At 70.2% G+C, this 15,097-nt stretch carries 9 protein-coding genes; all 9 read left to right on the plus strand.

Annotated elements, in window-relative coordinates:
- Positions 1 to 62 precede the first annotated feature (62 nt).
- Positions 63 to 1,430, plus strand: a complete 1,368-nt coding sequence (gene xseA, locus ABD104_RS02865; RefSeq protein WP_087839642.1) for an exodeoxyribonuclease VII large subunit — start codon at positions 63 to 65, stop codon at positions 1,428 to 1,430.
- Positions 1,431 to 1,578: 148 nt separating this feature from the next.
- Positions 1,579 to 2,154: a superoxide dismutase gene (locus ABD104_RS02870; RefSeq protein WP_087839641.1), complete on the plus strand. Its 576-nt coding sequence runs from the start codon at positions 1,579 to 1,581 to the stop codon at positions 2,152 to 2,154.
- A gap of 91 nt (positions 2,155 to 2,245) precedes the next feature.
- Positions 2,246 to 3,664 (plus strand): chloride channel protein, encoded by a 1,419-nt coding sequence (locus tag ABD104_RS02875; RefSeq protein ID WP_087839640.1) that lies wholly within the window; start codon positions 2,246 to 2,248, stop codon positions 3,662 to 3,664.
- 90 nt (positions 3,665 to 3,754) lie between these two features.
- On the plus strand, positions 3,755 to 8,881 hold the full coding sequence (locus ABD104_RS02880) for an alpha-2-macroglobulin family protein (protein ID WP_343927097.1): 5,127 nt from the start codon (positions 3,755 to 3,757) through the stop codon (positions 8,879 to 8,881).
- Between the two features lie 68 nt (positions 8,882 to 8,949).
- On the plus strand, positions 8,950 to 11,247 hold the full coding sequence (gene pbpC / locus ABD104_RS02885) for a penicillin-binding protein 1C (RefSeq protein WP_343927098.1): 2,298 nt from the start codon (positions 8,950 to 8,952) through the stop codon (positions 11,245 to 11,247).
- 138 nt (positions 11,248 to 11,385) lie between these two features.
- Positions 11,386 to 12,075: a 3-oxoacid CoA-transferase subunit A gene (locus tag ABD104_RS02890; protein WP_124690340.1), complete on the plus strand. Its 690-nt coding sequence runs from the start codon at positions 11,386 to 11,388 to the stop codon at positions 12,073 to 12,075.
- A gap of 11 nt (positions 12,076 to 12,086) precedes the next feature.
- Complete coding sequence (locus ABD104_RS02895) at positions 12,087 to 12,725, plus strand: 3-oxoacid CoA-transferase subunit B (RefSeq protein ID WP_343927099.1); 639 nt, start codon at positions 12,087 to 12,089, stop codon at positions 12,723 to 12,725.
- A gap of 4 nt (positions 12,726 to 12,729) precedes the next feature.
- Positions 12,730 to 13,809 (plus strand): maleylacetate reductase, encoded by a 1,080-nt coding sequence (locus ABD104_RS02900; RefSeq protein ID WP_087839635.1) that lies wholly within the window; start codon positions 12,730 to 12,732, stop codon positions 13,807 to 13,809.
- Positions 13,810 to 13,837: 28 nt separating this feature from the next.
- The gene (pcaF, locus tag ABD104_RS02905) at positions 13,838 to 15,043 is read left to right on the plus strand and encodes a 3-oxoadipyl-CoA thiolase (RefSeq protein ID WP_087839634.1); all 1,206 of its coding nucleotides are present in this window, start codon (positions 13,838 to 13,840) and stop codon (positions 15,041 to 15,043) included.
- Positions 15,044 to 15,097 lie beyond the last annotated feature (54 nt).

The following is a 15,097-nucleotide window of genomic DNA, read 5'->3' on the forward strand; positions in this document are numbered from 1 at the left end:
GAGAAATTACTTGACAACCATAGTTTTCAAGCCTGTGGAAAGCTTCTTGCCTGGAAACCCTCATGAATTCTGGTTTTGCGTCCGCACATGACGATTTTTCGCGGGGGATCCTGACTATCTCCCAGCTAAACCGCGCGGTGGCGGGCTTGTTGGAGCGCAACATCCCTCTGGTGTGGGTGCGGGGCGAAGTGTCGAATTTCACCGCGGCGGCTTCCGGCCATTGGTATTTCACGCTCAAGGACGGAGGCGCCGCCGCGCGCGGCGTCATGTTTCGCGGACGGGCCATGCTGGTGGGCTTCACGCCCCGGGAAGGCGACCGCATCGAGGTCAGGGCGCGCGTGTCGCTGTACGAGCCGCGCGGCGATTATCAATTGCAGGTCGAGGCCATGCGCCGGGCCGGCCAGGGCGATCTGTTCGAAGCCTTCCTGCGGCTCAAGGAGAAGCTGTCGGCCGAAGGGCTGTTCGACCCGGCCCGCAAGCGCCCGACCGCGGCCGTGCCGCGCGCGCTGGGCATCGTCACGTCCCTGCAGGCGGCGGCGCTGCGCGACGTGCTGACAGCGCTGGCGCGGCGGGTGCCGCATGTCCGGGTGGTGATCTATCCGGCTCCGGTCCAGGGGGACGAGGCCGGGCCGAGGCTGGCGCAGGCCATCGCGCTCGCGAACCGGCGCGCGGAGGTCGATACGCTGCTGCTGGTGCGGGGCGGTGGCAGCATCGAGGACTTGTGGGCGTTCAACCATGAAGGGCTGGCGCGGGCCATCGTCGCCAGCGCGATCCCGGTCATCAGCGGCGTCGGCCACGAGACCGACTTCACCATCGCCGATTTCGCCGCCGACCTGCGGGCGCCCACGCCCACGGCGGCCGCCGAGATGGCGGGCCTGCCGCGCGAGCAGTGGCTGGCACGCCTGCGCCAGGCGGCCCAGGACCTGAGACGGGCGCAGCGGCGCCGTCTCGAGCAGGCCGGGCAGCGGCTCGACCGCGCGGCGGCGCAACTGATATCCCCGCGCGAGCGCCTGGCGCGGCAGCAGGAACGGCTGGCTGCGCTGGTGCGCGGCCTGGGCGCGGCCTGGGCCGGCGCCCAGCGCGACCGCGAGGCCGAGGCCGGCCTGCTGCGGCAGCGGCTGATCGCCCAGTTGCCGGACCCCGCGCGGCTGTCGGCGCGGGTGGACGACCTGGCGCGCCGCGTGCGGCAGTGCCAGGCGTACCAGCTCGCCCGCCTGCAGCAGCGGCTGGCCTCGCATGCCGCGCACCTGCGCGCGCTGGGGCCCGAGCAGACGCTGGCGCGCGGCTACGCCATCGTGCGCGACGAGCAGGGGGGCATCGTGCGCCAGGCACGCAGCTTGCAAGCCGGCGCGCGGCTCGACCTGAGCTTCGCCGAAGGCGCCGCCCAGGCCTCGGTGACGGCGGTCGAGCCCGACCGCGGGCTGGTGTGAAGGCCTCGATCCGCGCGGCCGCCAGGGCGTGACATGACTGCGTCGCCCTGGCGCGTTAACCTTGCGTGACGCGGGGACTTCCGAGCCAAGCGGCATACTTGCCGATAAAATGCCCCCGCAAACCTCCCAACCAGAAGCAGGAGCTCAGATGGAACACACTCTTCCGCAATTGCCGTATCCCCAGGACGCCTTGGCTCCGACCATCTCCAAGGAAACGCTGGAGTACCACCACGGCAAGCACCACCAGACCTACGTCACCAATCTGAACAACCTCATCAAGGGCACGGAGTTCGAGAACGCCTCGCTCGAGGACATCGTCAAGAAGTCGTCCGGCGGCATCTACAACAACGCCGCGCAGCACTGGAACCACTCCTTCTACTGGAACTGCCTGACGCCCAAAAGCACCCCGCCCGCCGGCAAGCTGGCCGATGCCATCAACGCCAAGTGGGGCAGCTTCGATGCGTTCAAGGACGCCTTCAACAAGCAGGCCGCCGCCAACTTCGGTTCGGGCTGGACCTGGCTGGTCAAGAAGGCCGACGGCTCGGTCGACATCGTCAACACCGGCGCCGCGGGCAATCCGCTGACCACCGGCGACACGCCGCTGCTGACCTGTGACGTGTGGGAACACGCCTACTACATCGACTACCGCAATGCCCGCGTGAAGTACCTCGAGAACTTCTGGGGCATCGTCAACTGGGAATTCGTGGCCAAGAACCTCGGCTGATTCCCGTCGCGGCCCCGCGGGGCCGCCGCATGACGCGCGCTGTCGCAAGCTTAGGCTTGAATGCACAGCGCGCGTTTTTCATTGTTTCAACATGAAAGCTCGACGCTCAGTGCCCTGGCGCGACCAGGCCTCCATCACCGTGCGGCGCAAGGGACGGCAGGTCCTGCGTGTATCGCGCAAGACCTTCCGCTACGCGCTGGTCCTGTGCGGGGCGGCGGTCGTGGCCTTGCTGTCGCTGGCCTTCGCCTGGCTGGCCGAGATCGCGCTGGAGTGGAACCGCCACTGGACCTCGGCCGCGCCGTGGGCCGCGCTGGTGGTCGTTCCCCTGGCGATGGCGGGCCTGCGCTGGCTGACCTTGCGGCTCGCGCCTATGGCGCGGGGCAGCGGCATTCCGCAGGTCATCGCGGCCACCTCGATCCCGGCATCCATCGCCTCCTCGGGGCTGGTGTCGCTGCGGCAGGCGCTCTGGAAGATTCCGCTGACCGCCATGGCGCTGCTGGCCGGCGCCTCGGTGGGGCGCGAGGGGCCTTCGGTACAGGTAGGCGCGGCGGCCATGCTGGCCTGGGGCAGGTTCTGGCAGGAGCGGATAGGCGTCAAGCTGGAATTCCGGGCGAACGAACTGATCGCCGCGGGCGCGGCCGGCGGCCTGGCGGCGGCATTCAATACGCCGTTGGCAGGCGTGGTGTTCGCCATCGAGGAGCTGGGACGGGGCGCGGCCGTGCGCTGGAACCGCCTGGCGTTGTCGGGCGTGCTGGCGTCGGGTTTCATCGCGCTGGCCATCGCCGGCAACAATCCTTATTTCCATGCCGCGGCGGCGGCCGGGTTCGCCCAGGGGGCGTGGGGCTGGACCCTGGCCAGCGGCGTGTTGAACGGCGCCGTGGGCGGGCTGTTCGCCGCCACGATGGTGCGCGGCGTGACGGGGCTGGTTCCGGCGCGGTGGCGCCCCTGGCTGCAGCAGCATCCGGTGCGGGTGGCCTTCCTGTGCGGCCTGGTCGTGGCGGTGCTGGGCTGCCTGACGGGCGGTGCCACCTACGGCACCGGCTATGAGCAGACCGCAGCGCTGCTGAACGGGCACCCCGTCGAGAGCGCCTGGTTCGGAATCGCCAAGTGGGCGGCGACCATCGCCTCGTACGTCTGCGGCATTCCCGGCGGCATCTTCACGCCGTCGCTGGCCATAGGCGCGGGCATGGGCGAACACATCGTGCAACTGGCCGGTCCCGCCGCCGATCCGCGCACGCTGGCGCTGGTGTCGATGGCGGCCTTCCTGGCGGCGGCGACCCAGGCCCCCATCACGGCCAGCGTGATCGTCATGGAGATGACGCGCAGCCAGGACCTGATGTTCCACCTGCTGATGGCCACGCTCGTCGCGTCGCTGGTGTCCCGGCAATTCTGCCCGCGGCCGTTCTATCACGCGATGGCGCTGCGTTTTCACAAGGAAGTCATGCATCCCCACCACCGGCCATCCGCCGGGCCTGCAAACGCCGCGCCGCCAAGTGGTGCCCAAATGTAATTTTGTGAAGTCCATGCTTCACAATAGGGGGCTCTCACCCTCTAATAGCGGCTACGGAAAGCACGCACGAAGGCGTGTCCGGGGGATTTCATGGCAGACAAGAAGAAGGCGGCCGCCTGGGCCGCGGGCGTGGTATTGCTGGCCGCGGTGGCGGGCGGCGCATGGTGGGCGGGCAAGCAGTCCGGGGGAGGGGGCGGCGAGCCGCCCGCCTCCGAGCTGGTCGGCAGTGCCGATCCCTTCACATTGCTCGAGTGCAGGACGCGGTTGTTCGACGAGTCGCTGGCGCTGGCCGTGACGTTCTCGCAGCCGCTCGACCGCCGCCAGTCGCTGGGCAAGCTGCTGCAGGTGGTCGACCTGGGAGCGGCCTCGGGCGACGACGAGGCCGCCAAGACCCAGGGCAAGCCGCAGCCCGGCCAGGCGCTGCCGGAAGGCAAGCCGGTGGCGGGCGAATGGTCGCTGGGCGACAACCCGCGCGTCGCCTATTTTCCCTACATCCAGCCGAACCGCCGCTATGCGATCGCCGTACCCGAGTCCGTCAAGGGCGCGGGCGGCCAGGCGCTGCCCGAGGCCTTCGGCTGCGAGGTGGCCAGCGAAGCCATGCCGCCGTCCTTCTATTTCGCCAGCCGCGGGGTGGTGCTGCCCGCGGGCCAGAACGGCGGGCTGCCGGTGGTCACGGTCAATACGCCCGAGGTCGACGTCCAGTTCCTGCGCATCGACCCGGCGCAGTTCCCCCGGTTCTTCGAGCAGGTGCTGGGCGTGCGCCGGCCCGTCGCCAAGACCGACCCGGACGCCGAGGACGAGAGCGACGAAGACGACGAGTGGCGCTACAGCGGCAACCGCAGCCTGAAGGGCACGGTGGGAAGCTGGGACCTGGACCGCCTGAAGGACGTGACGCGCAGCGTCTATGCCGGCCGCTTCCTGACCGACGACAAGGCCAACCGCCGCCACGTCACCTTCCTGCCGGTCGAGGGCATCAAGGAACTGAAGGACCCCGGGATCTACGTGGCCGTGATGAGCCAGCCCGGACGTTTCCGCGACGAATACCAGGTCACCTACTTCTACGTCAGCGATATCGGCCTGCATACGCGGCGTTATGCCGGCCAGCTCGACGCGTTCGCGACCTCGCTCAAGAGCGGCAAGGCGATGGACGACGTCGAGTTCGAACTGTTGGACGCGAACGCGAAGTCGCTCGGCCGCGCCAAGGCCGACGGGCAAGGGCGGGCCGTGTTCACCGGCAGCTTCGAGGCCGCGCGCATCCTGCTGGCGCGCCGGGGCGCGGAGCTGTCCGTGGTGGCGTTGGCCGAGCCCGCGCTGGACCTGTCCGAGTTCGACGTGGGCGGCTATCCGTCCCGCGACAACAAGCTGTTCGTCTATGCCGGCCGCGATCTCTACCGGCCGGGCGAGCGCTTCGACGTATCCGTGCTGGTGCGCGACGCCGACGGACGGGCCGTGCAGGCCGCGCCCATCACCGCCACGCTGAAGCGGCCGGACGGCCGTACCGTGCGCACCGCCCTGTGGCGGCCCGACGCGCAGGTGCCGGGCTACGTGCGGGAGGCCATCGAACTGCCAGCCGACGCGCAGACGGGTACCTGGCTGCTGGAGACGCGGCTGGATCCGGCGGCCCGCGCGGCGGATGCCTCGTGGAAGTTCCAGGTGGAAGAGTTCCTGCCCGAGCGCATGAAGCTGGACCTGAAGTCGCGCGAAGGCGTGCTGGAGGCCGGCCGGCCCCTGAACGTGAAGGTGCAGGGCGACTACCTGTACGGCGCGCCCGCGGCCGGCAACCGGCTGTTGGGGACGGTATCCATCGAGCGCGACCGCTATGCGCTGCCACGGCAATGGCCGGGCTTCCTGTTCGGCGACTTCGCCGACGACGATCGCAAGCAGCGGCGCGACCTGGAGGAGACCACGCTGGACGACAAGGGCGCGGCGGCCGTCGCCGTGCCGGTGGACGTGTCCGGCACCGCCTCGCCCATGAAGGTGAAGGCCAGCTTCAGCCTGCTGGAATCGGGCGGCCGCCCCGTGGTGCGTTCCATCGAGCGCAGCGTCTGGCCGGCGCCGTCCCTGATCGGCGTGCGCCCGCTGTTCGATCGCGACGTCGCGCGCGAGGGCACGATGGCCGAGTTCGAGGCGGTGCGCGTGGATCCGCAGGGCAAGGTCGTGCCGCTCAAGCAGGCCCAGTTGCGCGTATATCGCGAAGAACGGGTGTACTACTGGCGCTTCGACGATCAGCGCGGATGGAACAGCGGATTCACCGAAACCGAGGAACTGGTCGAGTCGCGCGTGCTGGCGCTGCCCGACCGCGTGAAGTTCGGCGTGCCGGTCAAGTGGGGCCGCTACCGGCTGGAGCTGAGCGATCCGGAGCACGGCGATACGCTGCGCTACCGCTTCTATGCCGGCTGGGGAGCCCAGGATGCGGAAGAAATGGGCAACCGCCCGGACCGGGTGCAGCTCAAGCTGGACCACGCGCCCGTGCGCGAGGGCGAGACGGTCAAGCTGTCTATCACGCCGCCCCACGACGGCGAGGCGCTGATCGCGGTCGAGGGCGGCACCATGCTGTGGAGCCAGCGCACCAGCGTGAAGGCGTCGGGGTCCACGGTCGAGATCCCGGTTGGCAAGGACTGGAGCCGCCACGACCTGTACGTGTCGGTCACCGTGTTCCGTCCGGGCAGCCAGGGCGACCGCGTCACGCCGGCGCGCGCGCTGGGCCTGGCCTATCTGCCGCTGTCCCGCGACGATCGCAGGCTGGCCGTGGAGCTGGCCGCGCCGGCCAAGGTGCTGCCCGAGAAGCGGTCCACCGTGAAGGTCAAGGTCGGCAACGCGGGGCAGGGCCAGCAGGCGTACGTGACGCTGTCCGCGGTCGACGTGGGCATCCTGAACATCACGCGCTATGCGACGCCCGACCCCTTCGACTTCTTCTTCGGCAAGCACCGCTATGCGCCCGAGCTGCTGGACCTGTACGGCAAGCTGATCGAGAAGATGGAAGGCACGCAGGGCAAGCTGAAATGGGGCGGGGACGCCGCGATGCGCGACACCCGCAGCATGCCGGTGAAGGTGCGGCTGGTGGACCTGTTCAGCGGGCCGGTGCGGCTGGACGAGCAGGGCGAGGCGCAGATTCCGCTCGACCTGCCCGACTTCAACGGCACGCTGCGCCTGATGGCCTCGGCCTTCACGCCCGACCGCTTCGGCAACGCGCAGGCCGAGATGGTGGTGGCGGCGCCGGTGGTGGCCGAGTTGTCGACGCCGCGCTTCATCAGCCCGGGCGACGAGGCAGCGATCGCGCTGGACGTGACCAACCTGAGCGGCGCGCCGCAGACGCTGACGGTGAACCTCGAGGGCCTGGACCCGGTACGGATACGGGGCGGGTCGCAAAGCGTGAGCCTGGCCAACCAGCAGCGCACCACGCTGCGCTTCGTGGCCGAGGCCACGGGCGCCTACGGGCTGGGGCGGCTGCGATTGACGGTCGACGGCCAGGGAGGCGCGAACCCCATCCGCATCGTGCGCGAGTCGCTGTTGCAGGTCCAGCCGCCGGTCGCGGCGACGCGCGACGTGCGCCGCGTCCGGCTGGGACAGGGCGAGAGCCTGAAGCTGGAGTCCAGCTGGATCGCGAAGCTGTATCCGGATTCGGCCAGCGCCAGCGTGGCGATCTCCAACAAGCCGCCGTTCAACGTCAAGCGCCTGGTTCAGGGGCTGCTGGACTATCCCTATGGATGCCTGGAGCAGACCGCCAGCGCGGCCTATCCCCATGTATTCATCGGCGAGGACGAAGCCCGTGCCTGGGGGCTGACGCCGCGCACGCGGGCCGAGCGCGAACGCATGATCGAAGGCGCGGTCGGCCGTATCGCCGGCATGCAGAAGGCAGGCGGCGGCTTCGCGCTGTGGGGCGACGGTGCCCAGGAGATCTGGCTGTCGGCCTATGTGACAGGCTTCCTGCAGGATGCCCGCACGGCGGGTTTCAACGTGCCCGACCTGGTGTCGCGCCGCGCCTCCGACTGGTTGCTGAGCCAGTTGCAGCAATCCTCGGCCAACTTCCCCAGCCTGCCGCAGAACCTGCTGGCCCAGCTTGCCGCCGGCCCCGGCCAGCGGCTGCGTGACAACGACTACAACCTGCTGCGCGACAGCCATCGCCGCTTCGCCGAGCTGGCCAACGCGGCCTACGTGCTGGCCCGCGAGCAGAAGGCGCCGTTGTCCACCCTGCGGGTGCTGTACGACAACTACCGCGACCGCTCGCGCTCGCCGTTGCCGCTGGTGCACCTGGGCATCGCCCTGAAGCTGATGGGCGACGAGACGCGCGCGCGTTCGGCCTTCGACGAGGCGATGACGCGCGGCTACGGCATCGACGCCAATCGCTACGGCGGCTATGGCGAATGGCTGGGCGACTACGGTTCGGCGCTGCGCGACTACGCGATGTCCTATGCGTTGATGATGCAGCACCAGATCGATCATCCGCGGCGCGAGGCCCTGCTGGGCGACGTGGCCGGCCGCCTGGGCAGCCGCAGCTATCTGTCCACCCAGGAGCAACTGGCGCTGTTCCTGGCCGCGCGGGCGGCGGGCGGCGTTGCCGGGGCGCAATGGACGGCGACGCTGCGCACGGCCCAGGGCGAGCAACAGCTCAGTTCGCGCGACACCGAGGCACGCAGCTTCACGGCCGCGCAGCTGGCCGGCGGCGTGGACATCGTCAATACGCAGGCCGATCCGCTGTTCGTCGAGGTGGACGTGCAGGGCTACCCGCGCCAGGCCGAGGCGCCGCGCGCCTCCGGCGTCACGATCGCGCGCAGCTGGTACGAGTCGGACGGACGTCCCTGGAACGGCCGTCCGCTGCAGACCGGCGAGATGCTGATCGTCAAGCTGGACGTCGCCTCCGACCGCCGCATCGAGGACGCGCTGGTGGTGGACCGCGTGCCCGCGGGGCTCGAGGTCGAGAACATGAACCTGAGCCAGGGACCGGACTTGGCGGACTGGAAGGTAGGCGGCGTGCAGGTGTCCGAGGCGTTGAACGACACGCGCATCAAGCACCGCGAGTACCGTGACGATCGTTATGTCGCGGCCGTGGCCATACAGGGGCCGGTCACCGTTTTCTATCGCGTGCGGGTGGTCACGCCGGGCCGCTTCGTCGTGCCCGCGCCGGTGGTCGAGGACATGTACCGTCCCGAGATCCGCGCCGTGGGCGCGTCTTCCGGCCCGCTGGTGATCAGCGACCCGCGCGGAGGCGCGCGCTGAGGCGGCGCTGGTTCGCCGCCGCGGCGGCGGGGGCGGTCGCGCTGGGGGCGCTGTGGGCGGCGGACCGGATGCATCCGCTGCCGGCCCAGGCCTTCCGGCCGGCCGATGGTGGCCTGGTGGTCACGTCGGCCGACGGCAGCCCCCTGCGTGCCTATCCGGGCGAGGACGGCATCTGGCGCTACCCCGTTTCGCCCGAGGACGTGTCCCCGCTGTATCTCCAGGCGCTGCTGACCTACGAGGACCGCTGGTTCTACTGGCATGGTGGCATCAATCCCTACGCCATGGCGCGCGCGGCCTGGCAGTGGGCGGCTTCGGGCCGCATCGTCTCGGGCGGTTCGACCCTGACCATGCAGGTCGCGCGCATGATCGACCCGGCGCTGCGCGGCGCACCGCGCAGCATGGGTGCCAAGCTGCGTCAGATGGCGCGGGCGGTGCAACTGGAATGGCACCTGTCCAAGCGCGACATCCTGGCCCTGTACCTGAATCATGCGCCCATGGGCGGCATCGTCGAAGGCGTCGAGATGGCCAGCCGCGCCTACCTGGGCAAGCCGTCGCGCCAGCTGAGCCATGCCGAGGCCGCGCTGCTGACGGCGTTGCCGCAGGCGCCGTCCCGGCTGCGGCCCGACCGCGCGCCCGAGGCGGCCCGGGCGGCGCGCGACAAGGTGCTCGCCCGGATGGTCGAGCGCGGCCGCTGGACCGCCGAGGTGGCCGGGGATGCGCGCATCGAGCGCGTGATCGTGCAGCCGCTGCGCGGCCACTGGCTGGCGCCGCTGGCCGCCGAACGCCTGCGCCAGCGGCCGCGGGGGACCGCCGCGGCCCGCCGCGTGGTCCGGTCCACCCTGGACGCCGAATGGCAGTCCATCGTCGAGGACATGCTGCTGGATCGCGTGGATACGCTGCCGCCCAAGGTGTCGATGGCCGTGCTGGTGATGGACAACGACAGCATGGAGGCGCGTGTCTACGCGGGATCGGCCGATTTTTCCGACGCCCGCCGGGCGGCCCACGTGGACATGGTCCGGGGCGTGCGTTCGCCGGGCTCGACGCTCAAGCCCTTCCTGTACGCGATGGCGCTGGACGAGGGCATGATCCATTCCGAGAGCCTGCTGGTCGACGCGCCGCAGACCTTCGGCGGCTACCGGCCGGGCAATTTCCAGGCGTCCTTCTCGGGGGCGGTCAGCGTGTCCGAGGCCTTGCAGCGTTCGCTCAACGTGCCCGCGGTCGACCTGCTCGATCGCATCGGCCCAGCGCGCTTCGCATCGGCGCTGCGCGCGGGCGGGCTGCGCCTGCGCATCCCGGCGGGCGCGGCCCCCAACCTGAGCCTGATCCTGGGCGGGGCGGGTACCACGCTGGAAGAGCTGGTGGGCGCCTACCGCGCCTTGGCGCGCGGCGGCATCGCCGGCCGCGTGCGGCTGACCGCCGACGAGCCGCGCGTCGAGTCCCGCATCATGAGCGAGGGCGCGGCCTTCATCGTGCGCGACATCCTGGAGAGCGGCGGCCGGCCCGACCGGCCGTTCTATGCCGGCGGCCGGGGGCTGGCCTGGAAGACCGGCACGAGCTTCGGCTTTCGCGATGCCTGGGCCGTGGGCGTGACCGATGCCTGGACGCTGGGCGTCTGGGTGGGCCGGCCCGACGGCACGCCCAATCCCGGTTTTTTCGGCGCCAACGTCGCCGCGCCGCTGCTGCAGGACCTGGTGGCAGCGCTGCCGGCGGCCGCGCCCGTTCCCCGCGTGCCGCCCGCCTCGGTACGCGCGCAGTCGATCTGCTGGCCGCTGGGCCTGCGGACCGACAGCACGCCCGAAGGCATGTGCCTGCAACGCCGCCAGGCCTGGGCGCTGGACGATGCCGTTCCGCCCACGCTGCCCGAGCGCGGAACGCAGGGCGGACTGGTGGAGACGATCTGGGTCGATCCCCGCTCGGGAATGCGCACCGATCCGGGATGCCGCGTGCCGGGCACGCCCAGGCAGGTCGCGCGCTGGCCGTTGGCCCTGCAGCCGTGGGCGGAGGCGGGAATGCTGCCCGGAACCGGCGCGGCGCGCTGGCATCCGGCGTGCGGGGCAGTCTCGCACGCGGGCGCGGGCGTGCGGCTCGAAGGCCTGGACACGGGGGCGATCCTGCGCCCGGTGCCGGGACGCGACCGGATCGACGTGCAACTGCGGGCGCTGGGCGGCGACGGGACGCTGTGGTGGATGCTGGATGGCAAGCCGGTCCGCCGCACCGATGGCGCGAGTCCGGTCTCGCTGCGTTTCACCTCGAACGGCGCGCATACCGTCACCGTGATGGACGAGGGCGGTCGCTACGACAGCGTGCGCTTCGCCGTGCGCGGACTGCCGGAACACGTTCGGAATGACGGCTCGGGAGGCTTATGATGATTCTGGCCTCTTGCCCCTCGTGCGTAATCGATGTTTAATATTCGAACAATAGTTCGCGTATAGAACTTTTTCCGTTTTGCAATCAGGTACGCCACCTGCGTCCCCCCGGACGGCAGGCATCGTGCGGAGACATAGATGATCAACAAAATCGTGGCTTCGGTGGCCGAAGCGCTGGCCGGCGTCAAGGACGGCTCCACCATATTGGTAGGCGGGTTCGGCACGGCCGGCCTGCCCAACGCGCTGATCGACGGGCTGATCGAGCAGGGCGCCAAGGATCTCGTGGTGGTGAACAACAACGCCGGCAACGGCTATACGGGCCTGGCCGCGCTGCTGCAGACCGGGCGCGTGCGCAAGGTGATCTGCTCCTTCCCGCGGCAGACCGACTCCTACGTGTTCGACGAGCTCTATCGCGCCAAGAAGATCGAGCTCGAGCTCGTGCCCCAGGGCAACCTGGCCGAGCGCATCCGCGCCGCCGGCGCGGGCGTGGGCGCCTTCTACACGCCCACCGGCTTCGGCACGCTGCTGGCCGAGGGCAAGGAAACGCGGCACATCAACGGCCGCGACTACGTGCTGGAATACCCCATCCACGGCGACGTGGCGCTGATCTCGGCCTACAAGGGCGATCGCTGGGGCAACCTGACCTATCGCAAGACCGCGCGCAACTTCGGGCCCATCATGGCGACCGCTGCCAAGATGGCCATCGCCCAGGTGCACGAAACCGTCGAACTGGGCGAGCTCGATCCCGAAGCGGTCGTGACGCCCGGCATTTTCGTCAAGCGCGTGGTGGCCGTCGGGGCCCAAGCCAACGCCCAACAGGCCGCCTGAGGAACATGCACATGAACAAGATGAATCGAGACCAGATGGCCCAGCGCGTGGCGCGCGACATTCCCGAGGGCGCCTACGTGAACCTGGGCATCGGCCTGCCCACGCTGGTGGCCAACCACCTGCCGGCCGATCGCGAGGTCCTGCTGCACACCGAGAACGGCCTCCTGGGCATGGGCCCCGCGCCCGAGAAGGGCCAGGAGGACTGGGACCTGATCAACGCCGGCAAGCAGCCGGTCACCGCGCTGCCCGGTGCCGCCTATTTCCACCACGCCGATTCCTTCGCGATGATGCGCGGCGGCCACCTGGACATCTGCGTGCTGGGTGCCTTCCAGGTGTCGGTCAAGGGCGACCTGGCCAACTGGCACACCGGCGCGCCGGACGCCATCCCCGCCGTGGGCGGCGCGATGGACCTGGCCATCGGCGCCAAGCAGGTATTCGTGATGATGGACCTGCTGACCAAGACGGGGTCCAGCAAGCTGGTGGAAACCTGCTCCTATCCGCTGACCGGCGTCGGCTGCGTGAGCCGGGTCTATTCCGACCTGGCCGTGTTCGACATCAAGAAGGACGGGGTCTCCGTCAGCGATGTGGTCGACGGACTGTCGTTCGACGAGTTGCAGCGCCTGTGCGGCGTGCCGCTGCGCAAGGCCTGACGCCATGGACGCCTTCGTCTACAACGCCCATGCCGCCCGCGTGGTGTTCGGCGCGGGTTCGCTGCAGCACCTGGAACGGGAGATCGGGCTGCTGGGCGCGCAGCGGGCGCTGGTGTTGTCCACGCCCGGCCAGCGCAAGCTGGCCGAGCGCGTGGCGGCCCTGCTGGGGGCGAAGGCGGCGGGTATCTTCGACGGCGCGGTCATGCATGTGCCGATCGAGGCGGCCCGCCAGGCGCGCGACGAGGCGCGCCGGCTGGAGGCCGACTGCGCCGTCGCCATCGGCGGCGGCTCCACGGTGGGCCTGGGCAAGGCCATCGCGCTCGAGTCGGGGCTGCCGATCCTGGCCATTCCCACGACCTACGCCGGTTCCGAGATGACGCCCATCTACGGCATCACCGAAGGCGGGCTGAAAAAGACGGGCAAGGACGCGCGCGTGCTGCCGCGTACCGTGATCTACGATCCCGACCTGTCGACGGGGCTGCCGGTGGGGCTGTCGGTCACCAGCGCCATGAATGCCATGGCGCATGCCGCCGAAGGCCTCTACGCGCAGGACAGCAATCCCATCATGTCGCTGATGGCCGAAGAAGGCCTGACGGCCATGTCCCGCGCCTTGCCGGGCATCGTGCGCCGGTCCGGCGACATCGAGGCCCGCTCGCAGGCGCTGTATGGCGCCTGGCTGTGCGGCACCGTGCTGGGCAACGTCGGCATGGCCCTGCACCACAAGCTTTGCCACACGCTGGGCGGCAGCTTCAACCTGCCGCACGCCGAATGCCATACCATCGTGCTGCCGCATGCGATGGCCTACAACGCCCCGGCCGCGCCGGAGGCCATGGCCCGCATCGCGCGTGCCATCGGCACCCAGGACGCGGCGGCGGGGCTCTACGATCTTGCCCGCGACAACGGCGCCCCCGTTGCCCTGCGGGATCTCGGCATGCCGGAGGCCGATCTCGATCGCGCCGCCGACATCGCGGTGTCCAATCCCTATTGGAACCCGCGTCCCATCGAGCGCACGGCCATCCGCGCGCTGCTGCAGAACGCCTGGGCGGGTGTACGCCCGGTCACCAACGTCAGTCGCAACCCCTAGAACAGTTTTACCCAATCCGAGACAGAACATGACTACACACGCCTTCATCTGCGACGCGATCCGCACCCCCATCGGCCGCTACGGCGGCGCCCTGGCGTCGGTGCGCACCGACGACCTCGCGGCGATCCCGCTCAAGGCCCTGATGGAACGCAACCCCCGGCTGGACTGGGCCGCCGTCACCGACATCATCTTCGGCTGCGCCAACCAGGCAGGCGAGGACAACCGCAACGTCGCCCACATGGCCTCGCTGCTGGCCGGCCTGCCGCTGGAGCTGCCGGGGTCGACCGTCAACCGCCTGTGCGGTTCGGGCCTGGACGCGGTCGGCACCGCCGCGCGCGCGATCAAGTCGGGCGAGGCCGGTCTGATGCTGGCTGGCGGCGTCGAGAGCATGAGCCGCGCCCCGTTCGTGATGGGCAAGGCCGAGACCGCGTTCTCGCGCAACGCGCAGATCTATGACACGACCATCGGCTGGCGCTTCGTCAACAAGCTGATGAAGCAGATGTACGGCGTGGACTCCATGCCCGAGACGGCCGAGAACGTCGCCACCGACTACAAGATCGAGCGCGAGGCCCAGGACCGCATGGCACTGGCCAGCCAGGCCAAGGCCGCCGCGGCCCAGAAGTCCGGTTTCTTCGACGCCGAGATCACTCCCGTGACGATTCCCCAGAGGAAGGGCGACCCCATCGTCGTGACCAGGGACGAGCATCCGCGCGAGACCAGCATGGAAGCGCTGGGCCGCCTGAAGGGCGTGGTCCGCCCCGACGGCACGGTCACCGCCGGCAATGCCTCGGGCGTGAACGACGGCGCTTGCGCGCTGCTGCTGGCCAGCGAGGCCGAGGCGGCCCGCCACGGCCTGACGCCGCGCGCCCGCGTGGTGGGCATGGCGACCGCCGGCGTGCCGCCCCGCATCATGGGCATGGGGCCCGCGCCCGCCACCCGCAAGGTGCTGGCGCTGACCGGCCTGACCCTGGACCAGATCGACGTGATCGAGCTGAACGAGGCGTTTGCCGCGCAGGGCCTGGCGGTGTTGCGCGACCTGGGCCTGGCCGACGACGACGCACGCGTGAATCCCAACGGCGGCGCGATCGCGCTGGGCCACCCGCTGGGCGCCAGCGGCGCGCGGCTGGCCACGACGGCCATCAACCAGCTGCACCGCACCGGCGGCCGCTATGCGCTGTGCACGATGTGCATCGGCGTGGGCCAGGGGATCGCCGTCATCCTCGAGCGGGTCTGATCCCGGCCACGGGCGCCGCCGACGCGGCGTCCGGCACCGATGCCCCGCGGCAGG

Source organism: Pigmentiphaga daeguensis, from assembly GCF_039523035.1.
In the GTDB taxonomy this organism is placed as follows: domain Bacteria; phylum Pseudomonadota; class Gammaproteobacteria; order Burkholderiales; family Burkholderiaceae_B; genus Pigmentiphaga; species Pigmentiphaga daeguensis.

Excerpts from the sequence above, each read along its gene's own strand:
- xseA (WP_087839642.1), top strand. The coding sequence starts at position 63 with ATGAATTCTGGTTTTGCGTCCGCACATGACGATTTTTCGCGGGGGATC.
- ABD104_RS02870 (WP_087839641.1), top strand. The coding sequence starts at position 1,579 with ATGGAACACACTCTTCCGCAATTGCCGTATCCCCAGGACGCCTTGGCT.
- ABD104_RS02875 (WP_087839640.1), top strand. The coding sequence starts at position 2,246 with ATGAAAGCTCGACGCTCAGTGCCCTGGCGCGACCAGGCCTCCATCACC.
- ABD104_RS02880 (WP_343927097.1), top strand. The coding sequence starts at position 3,755 with ATGGCAGACAAGAAGAAGGCGGCCGCCTGGGCCGCGGGCGTGGTATTG.
- pbpC (WP_343927098.1), top strand. The coding sequence starts at position 8,950 with ATGCATCCGCTGCCGGCCCAGGCCTTCCGGCCGGCCGATGGTGGCCTG.
- ABD104_RS02890 (WP_124690340.1), top strand. The coding sequence starts at position 11,386 with ATGATCAACAAAATCGTGGCTTCGGTGGCCGAAGCGCTGGCCGGCGTC.
- ABD104_RS02895 (WP_343927099.1), top strand. The coding sequence starts at position 12,087 with ATGAACAAGATGAATCGAGACCAGATGGCCCAGCGCGTGGCGCGCGAC.
- ABD104_RS02900 (WP_087839635.1), top strand. The coding sequence starts at position 12,730 with ATGGACGCCTTCGTCTACAACGCCCATGCCGCCCGCGTGGTGTTCGGC.
- pcaF (WP_087839634.1), top strand. The coding sequence starts at position 13,838 with ATGACTACACACGCCTTCATCTGCGACGCGATCCGCACCCCCATCGGC.